Origin of the sequence: Klebsiella sp. BIGb0132 (assembly GCF_024810075.1) — a bacterium.
GTDB lineage: Bacteria > Pseudomonadota > Gammaproteobacteria > Enterobacterales > Enterobacteriaceae > Klebsiella > Klebsiella terrigena.
Genome location: NZ_JANUDW010000014.1, coordinates 65,806 through 84,277, shown reverse-complemented (window position 1 = coordinate 84,277; position 18,472 = coordinate 65,806). Strand labels below are relative to the sequence as shown.

The 18,472-nt window shown below is 53.8% G+C and carries 16 protein-coding genes, 1 tRNA gene and 2 pseudogenes; 12 read left to right on the top strand and 7 right to left on the bottom strand.

The genetic code is table 11. The annotated features are described in order from the left end of the window. Nucleotides 1-218 precede the first annotated feature (218 nt). Both tssA and M2416_RS24880 read left to right on the top strand, forming a co-directional pair. Nucleotides 219-1,520 (top strand): annotated as a pseudogene (gene tssA, locus M2416_RS24885) (type VI secretion system protein TssA); the annotation flags it as partial. 336 nt (nt 1,521-1,856) lie between these two features. Then, nucleotides 1,857-3,185 carry a HEPN domain-containing protein gene (locus tag M2416_RS24880; RefSeq protein ID WP_259227413.1) on the top strand — a complete coding sequence of 443 codons (1,329 nt, stop codon included), beginning with the start codon at nt 1,857-1,859 and terminating at the stop codon, nt 3,183-3,185. A gap of 110 nt (nt 3,186-3,295) precedes the next feature. On the opposite strand, the pseudogene M2416_RS24875 reads toward M2416_RS24880, so the two are convergent. The 4 genes and pseudogenes from M2416_RS24875 to M2416_RS24860 all read right to left on the bottom strand — a co-directional run. Beyond that, nucleotides 3,296-3,655: pseudogene (locus M2416_RS24875) on the bottom strand (recombinase family protein); the annotation flags it as partial. A gap of 16 nt (nt 3,656-3,671) precedes the next feature. Then, a protein-coding gene (locus M2416_RS24870; protein WP_259227411.1) for an IS3 family transposase occupies nt 3,672-4,783 on the bottom strand; the annotation gives its coding sequence in 2 pieces (ribosomal slippage) (nt 3,672-4,522 and nt 4,522-4,783; 1,113 coding nt in all). A 258-nt stretch (nt 4,784-5,041) separates the two neighbouring features. Continuing rightward, nucleotides 5,042-5,116 (bottom strand) — tRNA-Arg (locus M2416_RS24865). Nucleotides 5,117-5,190: 74 nt separating this feature from the next. After that, the gene (locus tag M2416_RS24860; RefSeq protein ID WP_076945825.1) at nt 5,191-6,099 is read right to left on the bottom strand and encodes a formate/nitrite transporter family protein; all 909 of its coding nucleotides are present in this window, start codon (nt 6,097-6,099) and stop codon (nt 5,191-5,193) included. A gap of 270 nt (nt 6,100-6,369) precedes the next feature. Between M2416_RS24860 and mlaA the strand changes: the two genes are divergently transcribed. Then, the gene (gene mlaA, locus M2416_RS24855; RefSeq protein WP_259227409.1) at nt 6,370-7,131 is read left to right on the top strand and encodes a phospholipid-binding lipoprotein MlaA; all 762 of its coding nucleotides are present in this window, start codon (nt 6,370-6,372) and stop codon (nt 7,129-7,131) included. Nucleotides 7,132-7,193: 62 nt separating this feature from the next. On the opposite strand, the gene fadL is transcribed toward mlaA, so the two are convergent. After that, the gene (gene fadL / locus M2416_RS24850; protein ID WP_076945823.1) at nt 7,194-8,516 is read right to left on the bottom strand and encodes a long-chain fatty acid transporter FadL; all 1,323 of its coding nucleotides are present in this window, start codon (nt 8,514-8,516) and stop codon (nt 7,194-7,196) included. A gap of 91 nt (nt 8,517-8,607) precedes the next feature. Further along, the gene (locus M2416_RS24845) at nt 8,608-8,781 is read right to left on the bottom strand and encodes a hypothetical protein (protein ID WP_167691334.1); all 174 of its coding nucleotides are present in this window, start codon (nt 8,779-8,781) and stop codon (nt 8,608-8,610) included. Between the two features lie 107 nt (nt 8,782-8,888). Here M2416_RS24845 and M2416_RS24840 point away from each other — a divergent pair, with 107 nt between their 5' ends. The 4 genes from M2416_RS24840 to sixA all read left to right on the top strand — a co-directional run bounded on the left by M2416_RS24840 (nt 8,889) and on the right by sixA (nt 13,483). Then, entirely contained in the window at nt 8,889-9,173 is a 285-nt protein-coding gene (locus M2416_RS24840; protein ID WP_041146616.1) for a YfcZ/YiiS family protein, read from the top strand. A 160-nt stretch (nt 9,174-9,333) separates the two neighbouring features. Beyond that, complete coding sequence (gene fadI / locus M2416_RS24835) at nt 9,334-10,644, top strand: acetyl-CoA C-acyltransferase FadI (protein WP_045856133.1); 1,311 nt, start codon at nt 9,334-9,336, stop codon at nt 10,642-10,644. Beyond that, a complete protein-coding gene (fadJ, locus tag M2416_RS24830) occupies nt 10,644-12,788 on the top strand; it encodes a fatty acid oxidation complex subunit alpha FadJ (protein WP_259227407.1) in 2,145 nt (714 codons plus the stop codon). The genes fadI and fadJ overlap by 1 nt, the downstream gene beginning before the upstream one ends. 209 nt (nt 12,789-12,997) lie before the next feature. Further along, complete coding sequence (gene sixA / locus M2416_RS24825; protein WP_045856130.1) at nt 12,998-13,483, top strand: phosphohistidine phosphatase SixA; 486 nt, start codon at nt 12,998-13,000, stop codon at nt 13,481-13,483. 21 nt (nt 13,484-13,504) lie between these two features. Here sixA and smrB read toward each other — a convergent pair whose 3' ends face one another. Then, nucleotides 13,505-14,056, bottom strand: coding sequence for an endonuclease SmrB (smrB, locus tag M2416_RS24820; RefSeq protein WP_076945821.1), 552 nt, complete (start codon nt 14,054-14,056; stop codon nt 13,505-13,507). 166 nt (nt 14,057-14,222) lie between these two features. On the opposite strand from smrB, the gene prmB reads away from it, so the two are divergent. The 5 genes from prmB to M2416_RS24795 are packed head-to-tail and all read left to right on the top strand — an operon-like array spanning nt 14,223 to nt 18,462. Next, nucleotides 14,223-15,155: a 50S ribosomal protein L3 N(5)-glutamine methyltransferase gene (prmB, locus tag M2416_RS24815; protein ID WP_041146611.1), complete on the top strand. Its 933-nt coding sequence runs from the start codon at nt 14,223-14,225 to the stop codon at nt 15,153-15,155. A gap of 36 nt (nt 15,156-15,191) precedes the next feature. Continuing rightward, nucleotides 15,192-16,277 (top strand): chorismate synthase, encoded by a 1,086-nt coding sequence (gene aroC / locus M2416_RS24810; protein WP_041146610.1) that lies wholly within the window; start codon nt 15,192-15,194, stop codon nt 16,275-16,277. Nucleotides 16,278-16,280: 3 nt separating this feature from the next. Then, entirely contained in the window at nt 16,281-17,105 is an 825-nt protein-coding gene (gene mepA, locus M2416_RS24805; protein WP_259227405.1) for a penicillin-insensitive murein endopeptidase, read from the top strand. Further along, a complete protein-coding gene (locus M2416_RS24800; RefSeq protein WP_259227404.1) occupies nt 17,105-17,914 on the top strand; it encodes a sulfite exporter TauE/SafE family protein in 810 nt (269 codons plus the stop codon). Before mepA ends, M2416_RS24800 begins: the two co-directional genes overlap by 1 nt. After that, a complete protein-coding gene (locus M2416_RS24795; protein WP_259227403.1) occupies nt 17,914-18,462 on the top strand; it encodes an elongation factor P hydroxylase in 549 nt (182 codons plus the stop codon). Before M2416_RS24800 ends, M2416_RS24795 begins: the two co-directional genes overlap by 1 nt. Nucleotides 18,463-18,472 lie beyond the last annotated feature (10 nt).

The window sequence follows — 18,472 nt, the reverse complement described above, 5'->3', positions numbered from 1 at the left end:
CGCACCCTGCAGTGGGTACTGCGCTCTCAACTGGGTAATGGTCCGCTGGCGCTTCTGGCGTTACGCAACTTCAGCCTGCCGGAGCAGATATTCAGTGTCGACAGCGCGGCCACTGCGCAGGCGCTGATGGCCAACACCGAAAACAGTGACATTGATGGAGTCGAATAATGAGCACTCTGCAGAATCTGGTCGCCGCCTGTTAGTCTGACGACACGCAGCTGCGAACAGGCGCAGACACGCACGGATAACTGGCAGCCTGGCTTGCTCCGGTAAGTGACGTCAGTCAGACCGGAGAATACCCCGGCTATGACGATGATTTTCGGCGTATCCGGGAGGAGGTCAATAAACTTTCCGGTATCGATACCGGGTTGATTTGCACGCTTGCCGAAAAACTGCTGACCACCACTGCAAAGATATCCGGATTGCCACCTATTACTGCTGGGCGCGTCTTCACCAAAACGGGGAAACCGGCTTTGCCGAAGGGCTTGAACTGCTGGTGGGATTGATACAGCGTTATGGAACGCAGCTTCATCCTCAACGTGAACGTAGCCGTAAACCGGCGATGGTGTGGCTCGCAGGCTCCCGCGTTCTGGACAGCCTGTCACTCTGGCCGGAAGTGGTACGCGACGATGCACTGCGCACAGCAGGTGCGCTGTTGCTTATCCGCGACACTCTGGAGTCAGAGTCGTAAGCATCTCGGCCAGAGCTGAATGCCCTGTATAGCACGCTGGAATCTCACCGGATCAAGGCCGGTGGTGTGGATGCCGTGGTACCGCATAACGCAGGTAATAAGGCTCAGTCACAGACCTCCACGCATGCAACCGAGTCAGATGCGCCGGTTCTGAGCCGCATTACCTCCGGTCAGGATTTACTGGCTCAGGCCCGCACCCTGACGGGATATCTGCATGAACAACCGGATGGTTGGCTTGCCGCCCACCGACTGATGAAAAGCCTGCGTCACGACACGCTTAGTGCTATGCAGGCATCGGATGCAGAAGGGAAACGCGCATCGAACCGCCCCGGGCTGACCAGCGGGCCATGCTCAAACGCCTGTACCTGCATCAGAGCTGGCTGAATATTCTGGAGCAGGCAGACAGCACTTTCTCGCGTGGCGCCAATCACCTCTGGCTGGATAGCACCCACCAGGCACTGGTGAAATTGGGGCAGGATGTACTGGCCGACATCATTACCGCCGACCTGAAAGGGCTGCTGCGCCGCCTTACCGGACTTGAAACGCTGGCGTTTAACGACACGACAGTGCGCCATTTGCTGATGAGATCACGCTGAACTGGATTAATGAAAAAGTACTCGATGATATGTCCGGCTGGCGCGATGAGCCGGTCAGTGCCACCAGCATGGCTGACAACGATATCCAGGGGCTTGAGCCGGAAGTGCTGAAGAAAGCCGACAGCGAAGATCTGGATGCCACGCTCCACTGGCTGCAGACACGCCCGAGTACCGACGCCATAAAAGACAAATGGCTGCTGCGCCCGCCGATGGCCCGTGTGGCCGAGCAGAAAGTTTTGGGGGCTTGCCGGAGGTTGAACAGGATCGGTCTGCCAAATGTTTGCTGATTCAAGTTGAATCAGGTAGACGTTACACCCGGGATTAAGCGTTTTTTGCCGGCCATCAGGGGATTTTATCGAATTCGATAGGTATCAGGAGAGGCCGAAATGGTGTCCATGCAGGAATCAAATTAATATTTAAGTTAATGATTTTAAATAATTTTTGTGGTTTTATTTTTTATATGCCCCCGCGTGTGCCCCCATTTTTTTCTTTCAATTGAAACAATATGCTTTTATTCCTTTAAATAGGTATTACAATGATACGACTAGATCTAAATAATAGGATTTTATGTGAAAATTGAACTTCTAATTCTTATAAAGAATGATGATTCTTTTTGTAATACAAAAAAAGCTTTTGTTGATTTTCTTAAATTAGATTCTCTTATATCAATAACTGGGAAAAAGCTCACATACAAAAAAACAGCAAGGGCTAAGCCATTAATTACAGTTAATTTTGATGTTGAAACGAACAACATACCATCAAATAAAGAAAGGTATTTTATTATTGCTTTAGAAAATAAAAACGATGAGTTGATTGATGCATTCTATGAGTTGGGGAATAAAATAAAAGAACTTACTAAGAGAATCAATACAGAAACAACAATAGTCAATGTTCTTTGGGATGATGTTGGTAGGCATTATGCTTATAAGGCATACCCATTAATAAATGATGTTGAAAATGTAATGAGGAAGTTAATTAGTAAATTCATGTTGATTAATGTAGGTATGGAGTGGTCTAAGGAAACAATTCATCCTGATTTGGTCAAAAAAATTGAGAGGTTTGATGAAGATGATGTATATCTTAATGATCTATACAAACTTGACTTTATAAATTTATCTGAAGTTCTTTTCCAGAAAAAAAGAGATATAACGTTAGAAGAACTAGATAAAATCATTATCAAAACTAAATTCGATGATATAGATAAAGATAAAATATTAAAATATGTACCTAGGTCTAACTGGGAGAAATACTTCTCAGAACTTTTGGGTGAAGAAGCGAAAAGTCTTGAAGCACAATGGAAGCTATTATATAAACTAAGGAATAAAGTAGCTCACAATAGATTTTTAACTTTGGAAGATTATAATAGAATTAAAGGGTTGGCTTTAAAAGTAAAAGAAGTTCTTATTGTTGCAATGAATAAGTTAGGTGAAATAAATCTAGATGACGAGGATCGCAATCAAATAATATCTGGTTATCAATCGAAAGATCCGTATGCATTCTCATTTTTATCAGAGAAGTTAGTGGCTGAGTTTTACATGGAAAATGGATTCAAAGTTGAACAGCCTGAATTAAAAAATGGAAGGGCGCTTGTGGATTTTATAATTAGGAACTCTGATGAAATTATTGCAGTCGAGATTAAATCATTACAATCGTACTCTTCAATTGCTCGTGTGAATCATATTTTAAAGCGGGGAGTGAGGAGTGTCGAGGATTTCATTGAGCAAAATAATATAGCGAAAGGCATAGTGGTTTTGACGATAAGAGCTGATGCTGATGAAAGTGAAATATTTAAACTTATAGATTCATTGAAAATTATTAATAATGAAAATAATCCTAAGTTAAAAATAAATATAGGTATTGTTTATGAGGGAGATCATATTGAATTCATAGAATTATAGTTTCATTTTCGTGGTATGAATCATGATTTTTAAGAGGTTATATTATATCAGCTATGGTTAATTATAGTTGATATAATGTAGAGTGGTTTTTTTTACTTAACTAAAAATGATTATTCATTTTTTATTTTCAAAACTGTCTGAGTACTAATTCCATGCTTCTCCGCTGTTTTACGAATAGACATTCCAGATGCTAAATTGCTTTTAACTGCTCTGCGATCGATTGTAACGCTTTTTCCTCTCCCTGTAATACGTCCAGCTTGCTTAGCTGCTTCGTAGCCTTCTCGTTGACGTTCAAGCATAAACTCACGTTCCATCTGGGCGACCCCGGCAAGTACAGTTAACATAAAGTTACCAAACGCACTTTCTTTGCCTGTTTTGAAACCCTCTTTGTGAAACTGGACGATTACGCCACGTTTCGTTAGTTCCTCAACGGTTGCCAGCAAATCAGAAGTTTTACGACAAAGACGATCTGTAAGCATACCCGTTTTAGTTCCACACACTTTTTGAGATTTCCGTTTTTTCAGCCATCAGCCGGTACTCCTCCGGCGTCAGGTCATTCAGGGATTCATGAGGGCGCTCGCTGTTATATTCAGCCAGCCAGCGCTCTGTGATTTCCCGTGCTTCATTCAGCGTCCTGAACAGATAAAAATCCAGTATTTCTGTCCGGTACGTCCGGTTGAACCGTTCGATAAAGGCATTCTGCGTGGGCTTGCCGGGCCTGATAAATTCCAGCATCACACCATGCTCTTCTGCCCATTGTGCCAGCGTCAGCGAGATCAGCTCCGGACCGTTATCCATCCGCATTTTCAGCGGATATCCGCGGTTCGCCACGATCCTCTCCAGCACTCTCACGACCCGCTGCGCGGGGATATTCAGGTCAATTTCGATCGCCAGTGCTTCGCGGTTAAAATCATCCACCACGTTGAAGGTTCGGAAGCGTCTGCCGCACACCAGTGCATCGTGCATAAAATCGATGGACCAGCTCTGGTTCATCGCCTCTGGCGTCGCCAGCGGAGCCGGATTACGTACCGGCAGGCGCTGTTTTCCCTTACGGCGAAAATTCAGTTTCAGCAGGCAGTAAATACGGTGAACTCTTTTATGGTTCCAGGTATTGCCCTGCCTGCGCAGCACCTGAAAAAGCTTTTTAAATCCGTATCGCGGATAGCGTTCAGCCGCCACAGTCAGTGCCATAATGACCGGCTCATCACGTCGCGTATCCGGCTCATAACGAAATACCGTCCTGCTCAGCGACAATGTCCTGCATGCCTGACGTAAGCTCATGGCAAACTGCGCGGTCAGATAGCTGACCAGCTCACGTTTTATCGCTGGTTTTAAAGCTTTTTTTCAATAACGTCTTTCAGGGCGCGGCACTCGAGACTCAGGTCCGCAAACATCTGTTTAAGCCGGCGGTTTTCATCCTCAAGGTCCTTCATCTTTTTGATATCAGAGGCTTCCATGCCGCCGAACTTCGCTTTCCAGTTGTAGTACGATGCCTCAGAGATCCCGGCCTCGCGGCAGACATCCTTAACGGTGCGTCCGGCTTCGACGGATTTCAGAACGGCGATGATCTGGTGTTCGGTGAATCGTGCTTTGCGCATGGCGATCTCCTCCGGGGACATAATCAGTATGCCGGAAGATCTCTAAAAGTGAATGGTCCGGATTACCGGGATGCTTACAGATGTTTCTGTTCATTTTGGGGGCATATTTTACATCGAACCGGAAGTGCCCCGGATTATGCCCCATACATGCACTGGATTTCAATAGATGTAACTGGACGTCAGGATAACGAAAACCCTTTAATAATCATGGTTTGATGGGGTTTTGTAGACTAGGGGATATGTGGCTGGATGTCGATATGGTGTCCCCTGCAGGAATCGAACCTGCAACTAGCCCTTAGGAGGGGCTCGTTATATCCATTTAACTAAGGGGACGAAGCGGCGGGATTATAGCGTTTTTTTCCTTACAGGTTAAGCAGCTATCGGCTGACTGCTCAATCTATCGCCACTTAGCGCGTTTTTTTAGCTTTAGCCCGCTCTTTTTTCTCATTACTGATGTCGTTACGGATCTGGGCATGGCTGAGCAGGGCGAAAATAAACGTCCCGCCGCAAATATTGCCGGCCAGCGTCGGCAGGGCGAACGGCCAGATAAACTCCTGCCACGGCAGCGAGCCGTTGAAGACCAGATAAAATATCTCGACGCTGCCGACCACAATATGGGTGGTATCGGCGAGTGCAATAAGCCAGGTCATCATAATTATGACCACGATCTTTGCCGCACCGGCGGCGGGGAACATCCACACCATCGTTGCTACCAGCCAGCCGGAAATAATCGCGTTGGCAAACATTTCGCCCGGCGTGTTCTGCATGACCTTCAGGCTGATTTTCTCAAAGGCGTCGCGGGTGGCAGGGTCAAATATTGGCATAACATCAAAGGCCCACGCGGCGATGGCCGTGCCGATGAGGTTGCCCGCCAGCACGATGCCCCACAGACGTAATAACAGGCCGATATTACCGAGGGTGGGTTTATGCATGATCGGCAGCACGGCGGTCACGGTATTCTCAGTAAACAGCTGCTGGCGGGCCATGATAACGATGATAAAACCGAAGGTGTAGCCGAGGTTTTCCAGCAAATACCCGCCCGCTACGTCGGTAAGATGCACGTGAAAAATGCCTTTTGCTACCAGCGAGGCGCCCATCGACAGGCCCGCAGCGACCGCTGACCAAAGCAGAGCCATGCCGTCGCGCTCAAGCTCCTTCTGACCCTCCTGGCGGATCTCTTCATGCGTGGCCATGGCGCGAGAGGGCAGACGATCCTCATCCACCTCTATTTCCTCGCCCTGCTGTTTCTCGTCGCTCTCAACTTCTATCTCTTCTTTACCGCTGTGGCGATCGGGCGATTCTGGGCGTGGAGTCATGCCGTTTCCCTCAATGATTTTTCAGTATCATAAGCGTAGAGATATTTTTCGCGTACTGTGCTGGTGAACCTCCTATTTTTTAGGCAATGACAAGAATAGCAATACGGATATTGCAAAATATGTATAGAATCAGGACGCAATACTTATACCAAAGAGGGCTATGCTGAAAGCAGGCACCAGAGTGCACCTTGCTTCGGGCGATATCTTCATGGAGGCTGCAGTCCCCGGATGACCCACAGCGATAGCCAAAATTAACAGGGAGACACACCTATGAATTATCGCCTGTCGGCGCTTGCGCTCGGCGCCACACTGCTGGTGGGATGTGCCAGTTCCACCCCTGGCGATTCGCCACAGGGGCGTTCAGACCCGCTTGAAGGGTTTAACCGTACGATGTTCAACTTCAACTTTAACGTGGTGGACCCGTACGTTCTGCGTCCGGTAGCCGTGGCATGGCGTGACTATGTCCCGCAGCCTGCGCGTAATGGGCTGAGTAACTTTACCAGCAACCTTGAAGAACCGGCGGTGATGGCCAACTACTTCCTGCAGGGCGATCCCTATAAAGGTATGGTGCACTTTACCCGCTTCTTCCTTAACACTATTCTCGGGATGGGCGGCCTGATTGACGTCGCCGGGATGGCTAATCCGCAGCTGCAGCGCGTCGAGCCGCATCGCTTTGGTAGCACTCTGGGTCACTACGGCGTTGGCTATGGCCCGTACGTGCAGCTGCCGTTCTACGGAAGCTTTACGCTGCGTGATGAAGGCGGTGATATGGCCGATGGGCTCTATCCGGTGCTCTCCTGGCTGACCTGGCCGATGTCTATCGGTAAGTGGGCGGTTGAAGGGGTAGAGACCCGAGCCCAGTTGCTGGATTCCGACGGCCTGCTGCGCCAGTCCTCAGATCCGTATATCCTGGTGCGTGAAGCCTACTTCCAGCGCCATGACTTTATCGCTAACGGCGGCAAGCTCACGCCGGCAGATAACCCGAACGCCCAGGCGATTGAGGGCGATCTGAAAGATATCGACTCGCAGTAATCTGTTGATATAAATAAAAAGGGTGAACATCGCGTTCACCCTTTTTTTATGCCGTCAGCTTATCAGAAGCGGTAGTTGAAGTTTGCGCCGTACAGCCAGGCCTTACCTTCAGAACGGAAGGTGTAAGGACCTTCTTTGATCTCTACGTGCTGGCCGTGCATGTAGGAGACGCCAACGTCTACGGATGCATCTTTATTGAAGGCGTAGGTGGTACCGGCGCTCAGCCACAGACGGTCCTGATCCGGAATGGAGATGGAGCGGTTAGAGGCTGGAACCGGGCTATCATCAAAGGCGATACCGCTACGGAAGGTCCAGTTATCGTCGTAGTAATAGGTGGTACCCAGCGCGATGCGGTAGGCATCCTTAAAGCTCTCATCTTTATAGAACAGCGTCTCGCCGTTGCTGCCGGTCGCTTTCAGCTCCTGGAACTGGCTCCAACTGGTGTAGGTCAGGCTATAGTGAACCGCCCACTGCGGTGCGACGCGGTTGTAGCCGGACAGCTCCCACATTTCAGGCAGGTTCAGGGTCAGAGAACCATCGGTCGTCTGACCGTTGGTCCCGGCCGGAAGGCCGAAATTGCCGAGGATTTGGTTATACGCTGACGGCAGGCTGCTCTTGTAGTTACCGTCAAAGTCGATTTTCACTTCAGAACGGTAGGTGAAGCCATAGCGGTTATTCTTATCAAGTTCATAAAGAATACCGGCGTTCCAGCCGAAGCCCCAGGCGTTACCGTTCAGGTGCGCAATCTGCGTATCCGCAGGGATTTGCGATACCGGGCCCGCCAGCTGCGGCGGCAGGGCGCCTGAACCGGCAACGATCTGCCCCAGATCGCCCGCGTAGCGCTCGATCTTGGCTTTCGCATACACCGCGTCAAACCCTAAGCCAAAGCTCCAGTGGCTGTCCAGGCGATAGGCGCCGCTTAGGTTGAAGTTGGCGGTGGTTAAATCGGTTTTTCCCCCCATGCTGCCGGCGGCATAATCGTCGGCGTACTCGGTAGCCAGACCGTAGTTAGAGGTAATCGATGCCCCCCAGCCAAACTGATCGTTAATCGGCGACACGAAGTGGAAGTTAGGTACCCATGCGGTTGGCGCAATATTTTTGGCGTTCAGGCTTTTGCCCGTTGGCGAGTTGCCCGACATGTTGACATCAGGATCGACAAATACCGCGCCCATAGACATGGTTGGACGATCGAACATCATAATCAATGCTGGGTTACGGCTGGCATTGCCCGCATCGTCAGCAATTGCGCCTTCACCGGAGTAGGCGCGACCAAGGCCTGATGAAGAGAATTCGTTTAACTGAAAGCCTGCTGACCAGGCCTGTGTGGAAACAAGTGCTACAGCCACTGCGAGGGCAGATTGGGTAAAGCGGGTTTTCTGGCTCATGCCCATAACCTCATTGAGTTATTTTTATTTAAACTATGTTACATGCCGTAACAGAAGCGCGAAGTGTAGGGTCTGCTTTACGACAGAGAAATCAGACCAGTGCGCTGAGTATAGGTCTGACCAGATGAGATGTTGCAAGTTTGTTTATGAGATTTTTCAATTGTGATACGAAAAAAGCGATCCAGCCGGCAAATTTGCCTTCACCCAGGGGGGCTGATTCGGGTAATTCTTGTTTTGGATCATTTTTAAGTGTGATTTCGGTCACTTAGCGCCGTTGTCATCATTAACGACTGGAGGCACTCCTCGCCCGGGCGTAAAATAAGCCTATTAATTGTCTGGCACCCTTGTGTGCATATACAGAGGAAATCTACGATGAGTAAAGTTAGTGCAGATGAAACCCCGGTTTGCTGCTGTATGGATGTTGGCACCATTATGGACAACACCGATTGCACCGCTTCCTATAGCCGCGTGTTTGCCAACCGCGCTGAAGCCGACGAAACCCTGGCGGCGTTGAGCGAAAGAGCTCGCGGCGTGGAATCCGATCCGTGCAAAATTATCCCGACCTTTACCGAGGTTGAAGGCGGCGTGCAGCTGGATATCGATTTTGTATTCTGCTGCGAAGCGGAAACCCTGATTTTCCAGCTTGGCCTGCGTTAATTCGGTTCTGACGCCCCCTTTCTGCGGGGGGCGTTATCTTCTCCTTTCAATGTGTTTTGGCTCCCACTTTTTTGCTTCTCCGATTGGCTTAATGTAAAAAATTAGTTAAAACTGTTATCAGGTCAGACCACTTGGTTTTATCGGTTAACAGGGGAGAGTTATGAGTCAGGCACTACCGCTTGTCACCCGTCAGGGCGATCGCATTGCCATCGTCAGCGGTTTACGTACGCCGTTTGCCCGTCAGGCAACGGTATTTCACGGCGTTCCCGCGATTGATTTGGGAAAAATGGTCATCAGTGAAATGCTGGCTCGCAGCGATATTCCCCCGCAGATTATTGAACAGCTGGTCTTTGGCCAGGTGGTACAGATGCCGGAAGCGCCGAATATTGCGCGCGAGATCGTGCTTGGCACCGGCATGAGCGTGCACACCGATGCCTACAGCGTCAGCCGCGCCTGTGCGACCAGCTTCCAGGCCGTCGCCAACGTCGCCGAAAGCCTGATGGCCGGGACGATCCGCGCGGGCATTGCCGGCGGCGCCGACTCCTCATCGGTACTGCCTATCGGCGTAAGCAAAAAGCTGGCCCGCACGCTGGTGGATGCCAATAAGGCGCGCACCCTCGGCCAGCGGCTGAAGCTCTTTTCCCGCCTGCGCCTGCGCGATCTTTTACCGGTACCGCCCGCCGTCGCCGAATACTCGACCGGGCTGCGGATGGGCGATACCGCCGAGCAGATGGCAAAAAGCTGGGGCATCAGCCGTGAACAGCAGGATACGCTGGCGCTTCGCTCACACCAGCTGGCGGCCAAAGCCTGGGAGGAGGGAAAGCTTTCAGCAGAAGTGATGACCGCCTACGCGCCGCCGTTCCGCGAGCCTGTAGAAAGCGATAACAATATTCGTAAGAATTCTACCCTCGCTGATTACCAAAAGTTACGTCCGGCCTTCGATCGCAAGCACGGCACGGTCACCGCGGCCAACAGTACGCCGTTAACCGACGGCGCCGCGGCGGTGATAATGATGACGGAATCCCGGGCGAAAGAGCTGGGATTAACCCCGCTGGGCTATCTGCGCAGCTACGCCTTCACCGCCATCGGCGTTCAGCAGGACATGCTGCTGGGGCCGGCGTGGTCAACGCCTCTGGCGCTGGAAAGGGCGGGGCTAACCCTCGCCGATTTAACCCTTATCGATATGCATGAGGCGTTTGCCGCGCAAACGCTGGCCAACCTGAAGTGTCTGGCAAGCGATCGTTTTGCCCGCGAAGTGCTGGGCCGCTCGCAGGCCACTGGCGAAGTGGATGACAGCAAATTTAACGTCCTCGGCGGCTCTATTGCCTACGGCCATCCTTTTGCCGCGACCGGCGCGAGGATGATCACGCAAACGCTGCACGAACTGCGGCGCAGAGGGGGCGGGTTTGGTCTGGTCACCGCCTGTGCGGCGGGCGGTTTAGGCGCAGCCATGATTCTGGAGGTGGAGTAATGACTCCTGCATCAGCGTTTACTCTTGATATTCGTCCGGACAACGTGGCGGTTATCACCATCGATACGCCCGGCGAAAAAATGAACACCCTGAAGGCCGAGTTTGGCAGCCAGGTGCGGGCTATTATCCGCCAGATCCGTGATAACAAATCCCTGCGCGGCGTGGTGATCATTTCTGCTAAACCGGACAACTTCATCGCCGGGGCGGATATCAATATGATTGCCCGCTGTACCAGCGCGGAAGAGGCGGAGGCGCTGGCTCGTCAGGGGCAGCAGATCATGGCAGAGCTCCACGGGCTGACTATTCCGGCGATCGCCGCTATCCACGGTGCCTGCCTTGGCGGAGGCCTTGAGCTGGCGCTGGCCTGCCACGGGCGAGTCTGTAGCGATGATGATAAAACCCGCCTTGGTCTGCCTGAGGTGCAGCTGGGCTTACTGCCGGGTTCCGGCGGCACGCAGCGGCTGCCGCGGTTGATTGGCGTCAGCAGCGCGCTGGAGATGATTCTCACCGGCAAACAGCTGCGCGCCAGACAGGCGCTTAAGGCCGGGCTGGTGGACGATGTGGTACCGCAGGCTATTTTACTGCAAACGGCGGTGGAGCTGGCGCTGAAAGGGCGTCCGGCAAGCCGTAACATGCCAATGCGCGAGCGCGTTCTTGCCGGCCCGCTAGGGCGTAATCTGCTGTTTCGCCTGGTGGCGAAAAAGACGCAGCAGAAGACCCAGGGCAACTATCCCGCCGCGAAAAAAATTCTGCAGGTTATTGAGAACGGGCTGGCTCATGGCTGCAGCAGCGGCTACGCCGAGGAGGCGAGAGCCTTCGGCGAGCTGGCGATGACGCCGCAATCGCAGGCGCTGCGCGCTATTTTCTTTGCCAGCACCGAGCTGAAAAAAGATCGCGGCGCCGAGGCTGAAGCCGGGCCTTTAAACAGCGTCGCCGTTCTCGGCGGCGGCCTGATGGGCGGAGGGATAGCTTACGTTACCGCCAGCAAAGGCGGATTGCCGGTGCGAATCAAGGATATTCAGGCCAGCGGGATTAACCATGCGTTGAAGTACAGCTGGGCGCTGCTGGACAAGCAGGTGCGCCGCCGCTATATGCGCGCCAGTGAGCGCGACCGCCAGCTGGCCCTTATCTCCGGGACCACTGATTATCAAGGGTTTGCCCACCGCGACGTGGTGATCGAAGCCGTATTCGAGGACTTAGCGCTTAAACAGCGCATGGTCGCCGAAATAGAACAACATTGCGGCCCGGAGACGATCTTTGCCTCCAATACGTCGTCGCTGCCGATCGCCGGGATCGCGGCGCAGGCCAGCAGGCCTCAGCGGGTGATTGGCCTGCACTATTTCAGCCCGGTTGAAAAAATGCCGCTGGTGGAGGTTATCCCGCACCAGCATACGGACCCGCAGGCCGTCGCCACGGTGGTCCGGCTGGCAAAAATGCAGGGCAAAACGCCGATCGTGGTGGCGGATAAAGCCGGCTTCTACGTTAATCGCATTCTCGCTCCCTACATTAACGAGGCGATGCGTTTACTGATGGAAGGTGAACCCGTTGAGCATATCGATAACGCACTGCTTAAATTCGGCTTTCCGGTAGGGCCTATCCAACTGCTCGATGAAGTGGGTATCGACACCGGCACCAAAATTATTCCCGTTCTGGAATCGGCGTGGGGAGAACGTTTTAGTCCGCCTGCAAATATCATTAATGCGATCTTGAATGACGATCGCAAAGGCAGAAAAAATAGCCGCGGTTTCTATCTTTATGAGAAAAAAGGGCGTACAAGCAAAAAACGACCCGATGCGGCAATTTATTCGCTACTGGGGATTTCTGCTCCGCAGGCGCGATTGTCAGCGCAGCAGGTGGCGGAACGCTGTGTGATGATGATGCTCAATGAAGCGGCGCGCTGCTTCGATGAGCAGGTTATTCGCAGCGCCCGCGATGGCGATATCGGCGCCGTGTTTGGTATTGGCTTCCCGCCGTTTCTTGGCGGCCCGTTCCGCTATATGGATACATCCGGGGCGGGTGAAGTGGTTGCAATTTTGCAGCGTCTGGCCGCTCAGTACGGCCCGCGTTTTACGCCATGTGAAAATTTATTGCGCATGGCCGAGCAGGGGGCGACATTTTGGCCCGCTGGCGAACGGACGACCTAAGTTCTGGTCAAAGAAGATAAATCCGACGATGAATGACGCTGTCGATTGGCTGTTTTGTCAACAATCATTGACTATACTTACGCCACTGAGGTAAAAAACAGCGTTTCATTCGTTGGATGGATCAGGCACAATGCCCGGCCACTGAGTCGACTGCGTATTACCTTCGCGGGCAAGACTACGGTGCTTCTGGTTAACAAAAGCGGTGCAATATGCAAGTTTTTATCATGCGTCACGGCGACGCTGCCCTCGATGCAGCCAGTGACTCGGTTCGTCCATTAACCGCATGCGGTTGTGATGAGTCTCGTCAGATGGCAACCTGGCTGAAAGGTCAGAAAGTGGATATTGAGCGGGTTCTTGTGAGTCCTTATCTGCGTGCAGAACAGACGCTGGATATCGTAAGAGAGTGCATGAACCTGCCGAAGAACGTCGACGTCATGCCGGAGCTGACGCCGTGCGGCGACGTTGGCCTGGTCAACGCCTATCTTCAGGCGCTGGCGAATGAAGGGGTGGCAACGGCGCTGGTCGTTTCTCACCTGCCGTTAGTGGGGTACCTCGTCTCAGAGCTCTGCCCGGGAGAGACTCCCCCGATGTTCACGACCTCGGCCATTGCCTGCGTGACGCTCGATGCCAACGGCAAGGGCGAATTCAACTGGCAGATGAGCCCCTGCAACCTGAAGATGGCGAAAGCTATCTAATCTCCCCCCGGAGCCGACGTATTACGGAAGCTCCGGCGGTTGCCACTCTTCAATCTCAATCAGCACCAGCAGTGCGGCGTCTCCGCCGTACTCTTTTGGCGCCTGATGGAAGGCCATAATATGCGGATGCTGTGCCAGCCATAATGGCGTTTGCTGCTTCAGAATATGCTTTCCGTGGCCGTGCATCACGCAGGCGCAGAATACGTGTTCCCGGCGGCATGCGGCAATCAGCGCGCCCAGCTCCTGCTTTGCCTGCTGCTGGGTTAAACCGTGCAGGTCAAGAAACAGCTCGGGCGAATAGTCTCCGCGGCGCAGCTTTTTCAACTCAAAGTGGCTCACGTCCGCACGGACGTATTTTACCGATCCCTCGGTATTCAGCAGCGGCTGAAACTCATCCGAAAAGTAGTGGCTGTTGTCGGCCTGCTCCTGAAGCAGCCGCTTCGGCGGCACTTCGGTTATTTTCTTGCGCAGCGGGCGGTGAACGATAGTGTCCTGCTTAATCTTACGCGTACCGGTCATGAGCTGACGGAACAGCGTCTGATCCTCCACGCTAAGCGATGTTTTCTTTTTCATTGCCCACTCTCATCTTTTCTTTGCGCTAGTTTACCCGACCCGGAGTAGATCCAGGCAAGCAAAACGTACTTTTCCCCCTCTGCCTGACGTAAGAATGCTGATTTATCGCCGTCTTCGTGGCAAACTAGCCGCCGAATTTACAGTAGAGCGTGTCCTGGAGGATGGCGTGGATAAAATTTTTGTTGATGAAGCAGTCAATGAGCTGCAGACCATTCAGGACATGCTGCGCTGGGCGGTAAGCCGCTTCAGCGCGGCGAATATCTGGTACGGTCACGGCACCGACAACCCGTGGGACGAAGCGGTGCAGCTGGTGCTGCCTTCGCTGTACCTGCCGCTGGACATCCCGGAAGACATGCGCATTGCGCGCCTGACCTCCAGTGAAAAGCACCGCATCGTTGAGCGCGTGATTCGCCGCGTCAACGAGCGCATTCCGGTCGCCTATCTGACCAACAAAGCCTGGTTCTGCGGCCATGAGTTTTACGTCGATGAACGCGTGCTGGTGCCGCGCTCGCCGATTGGCGAGCTTATCGAAAACCAGTTTGCCGGACTGATCGACCATCAGCCGCAGCACATCCTCGATATGTGCACCGGCAGCGGCTGTATCGCCATCGCCTGCGCCTATGCCTTCCCGCAAGCGGAAGTCGACGCGGTGGATATCTCCCCTGACGCGCTGGCCGTCGCCGAACAAAACGTGGAAGAGCACGGGCTGATCCATCAGGTTACGCCGATTCGCTCCGATCTGTTCCGCGACCTGCCGAAGGTGCAGTATGACCTGATCGTCACCAACCCGCCGTACGTCGACGAAGAAGATATGTCCGATCTGCCGGGTGAATATCGCCATGAGCCGGTGCTTGGGCTGGCCTCAGGCAGCGACGGTCTGAAGTTAACCCGCCGCATTCTCGCCTGCGCCCCGGATTACCTCAACGATGACGGTATTCTGATTTGTGAAGTCGGTAACAGCATGGTACATCTGATTGAACAGTACCCGGATGTCCCGTTCACCTGGCTTGAGTTCGATAACGGCGGAGACGGCGTGTTTATGCTGACCAAACCGCAGCTGATCGCCGCCCGAGTGCATTTCGGTATTTATAAAGACTAAAAAGCAAAAACAACACGCAAACATGACGGAGCCGTGATGGCAGGAAATACAATTGGACAACTCTTTCGCGTAACCACCTTCGGCGAGTCGCACGGCCTGGCGCTGGGCTGCATCGTCGACGGCGTACCGCCAGGCATCCCGCTGACCGAAGCCGATCTGCAGCACGATCTGGATCGTCGCCGTCCCGGCACCTCGCGCTATACCACCCAGCGCCGCGAACCGGACCAGGTTAAGATCCTGTCCGGCGTATTCGAAGGCGTCACCACCGGCACCAGTATTGGTCTGCTGATTGAGAATACCGACCAGCGTTCGCAGGATTACGGTGCGATTAAAGACGTTTTTCGTCCCGGCCACGCGGATTACACCTACGAGCAGAAGTACGGCCTGCGCGATTATCGCGGCGGCGGACGCTCGTCGGCGCGCGAGACCGCGATGCGCGTTGCGGCAGGGGCGATCGCCAAGAAGTTCCTCGCGGAGAAGTTTGGCATCGTCATCCGCGGCTGCCTGACCCAGATGGGCGATATCCCGCTGGCCATTAAAGACTGGGAGCAGGTTGAACAGAACCCGTTCTTCTGTCCCGATCCGGATAAAATCGACGCGCTTGATGAGCTGATGCGTGGCCTGAAAAAAGAGGGCGACTCGATTGGCGCAAAAATCACCGTCGTAGCCGATGGCGTGCCTCCGGGACTCGGTGAGCCGGTATTCGACCGCCTGGATGCCGACATTGCCCACGCGCTGATGAGCATCAATGCGGTGAAAGGCGTTGAGATTGGCGATGGCTTTGAGGTGGTTAAGCTGCGCGGCAGCGAAAACCGCGATGAGATAACCAAAGCCGGTTTCCAGAGCAACCATGCGGGCGGCGTGCTCGGTGGGATCAGCAGCGGTCAGCAGATTGTCGCGCATATTGCGCTGAAGCCGACCTCCAGCATCACCGTGCCGGGGCATACCATTAACCGCTTTGGCGAAGAAGTCGAGATGATCACCAAAGGGCGGCACGATCCGTGCGTGGGGATCCGCGCGGTGCCGATCGCGGAAGCGATGCTGGCGATTGTGTTAATGGATCACTTTATGCGTCAACGCGCGCAAAACGGCGACGTGACGACATCAATTCCACGCTGGTAATCGATGAAAAAAACCATTATCGCTCTGCTGGCGCTCGTGGCCAGCTCTGCCTGCTCTGCGGCAACGCCGTGGCAAAAAATCACTCAGCCGATAGGCGGCAGCGCGCAGTCTATCGGCGCTTTTGCTAACGGCTGTATTGTGGGAGCCCAGGCGCTGCCGCTGAACTCGGTAAACTACCAGGTGATGCGTACCGACCAGCGCCGCTATTTCGGTCACCCCGATCTTGTCCGGTTTATCCAGCGCCTGAGCAATCAGGTGCATAGCCGGGGAATGGGCACGATGCTGATTGGCGATATGGGCATGCCCGCCGGCGGGCGTTTTAACGGCGGCCACGCCAGCCATCAGAGCGGCCTTGACGTGGATATTTTCCTCCAGCTGCCGCAGACGCGCTGGAGCCCGGCGCAGCTGCTGAAGCCACAGGCGCTGGATTTGGTCTCCGGCGACGGCAAGCGCGTTGTCCCGGCGCGCTGGAGCCCGCAAATTAGCCAGCTGATCAAGCTGGCGGCGGAAGATAGCGAGGTCACGCGCATCTTCGTTAACCCGGCCATCAAACAGCAGCTCTGCCTTGATGCCGGAAGCGATCGCGACTGGCTGCATAAGGTTCGCCCGTGGTTCCAGCACCGTGCGCATATGCACGTTCGTCTGCGCTGCCCTGCCGGAAGCCTGGAGTGCGAAGAGCAGGCGCCGCCGCCTGCCGGCGATGGCTGCGGCGCTGAGCTGCAAAGCTGGTTCGAACCCCCGAAACCCGGATCAACCCCTCCTGTGAAGAAGACGCCGCCTCCGCTGCCGCCTTCCTGCCAGGCGCTACTGGATGAGCACGTTCTTTAATGGATAGTTTTATCGACCTGTTTATGGTTTCGCCCACGGTGCTGGTAGTGCTTTTCTTCGTTGCTATTCTCGCCGGATTTATCGATTCTCTGGCCGGCGGCGGCGGGCTGTTGACCGTCCCGGCGCTGATGGCTGCGGGGCTTCCTCCGGCGCAGGCGCTGGCGACCAACAAGCTGCAGGCCTGCGGCGGCTCGCTCTCGGCGTCGCTCTACTTTATTCGCCGCAAGGTGGTGAACCTCGCCGATCAGAAGCTTAATATTGCGATGACCTTTATCGGCTCTACCGGCGGTGCGCTGCTGGTTCAGCACGTGCAGTCCGATATCCTCAGGCAGATTTTGCCGATCCTGATTATCGGGATTGGCCTCTATTTCCTGCTGATGCCGAAACTAGGCGAGGAGGATCGCCAGCGTCGTTTGTACGGCCTGCCGTTCGCGCTTATTGCCGGCGGCTGCGTGGGGTTCTATGACGGCTTCTTCGGCCCGGGCGCCGGCTCGTTCTACGCCCTGGCCTTTGTGACCCTGGCGGGGTTCAACCTTGCAAAATCAACCGCTCACGCGAAGGTGCTCAACGCGACCTCCAACCTTGGCGGGCTGCTGCTGTTTATTATTGGCGGCAAAGTGATTTGGGCCACCGGATTCGTGATGATGGCGGGGCAGTTTATCGGCGCCCGCGCGGGCTCACGGCTGGTATTGAGCAAAGGGCAATCGCTGATTCGACCGATGATCGTGGTCGTGTCCGCAGTGATGAGTGCGAAACTTCTTTATGACAGCCACGGGGTGGAAATCCTGCAGTGGTTGGGAATGAATTAATGCAACAGCAACACCATTATGAGCAGCTGATCGCTATTTTTGACGGCTGCTTCGCCGACGATTTTAATACCCGTCTGATTAAAGGCGATGACGAACCGATCTATCTTCCGGCTGATGACGACGTACCTTTTAACCGTATCGTCTTTGCCCACGGCTTTTATGCCAGCGGCCTGCACGAAATTTCGCACTGGTGTATTGCCGGGAAAGCGCGTCGTGAGCAGGTTGATTTCGGCTACTGGTACTGCCCGGACGGCCGGGATGCGATGACTCAGTGTCAGTTTGAAGATGTCGAAGTGAAGCCCCAGGCGTTTGACTGGCTGTTTTGCGTGGCGGCGGGCTTCCCGTTTAACGTCAGCTGCGACAACCTGGAAGGGGACGTCGAGCCCGATCGCATTGCCTTCCAGCGGCGGGTCCATGCCCAGGTCATGAGCTATCTGGAGCAGGGGATCCCGGAACGTCCGGCACGATTTATTCAGGCATTACAAAAATATTATCAAACGCCGCCACTGACGGCAGAACAATTTCCGTGGCCGGAAGACCTGCACTAAGGCCACGCTT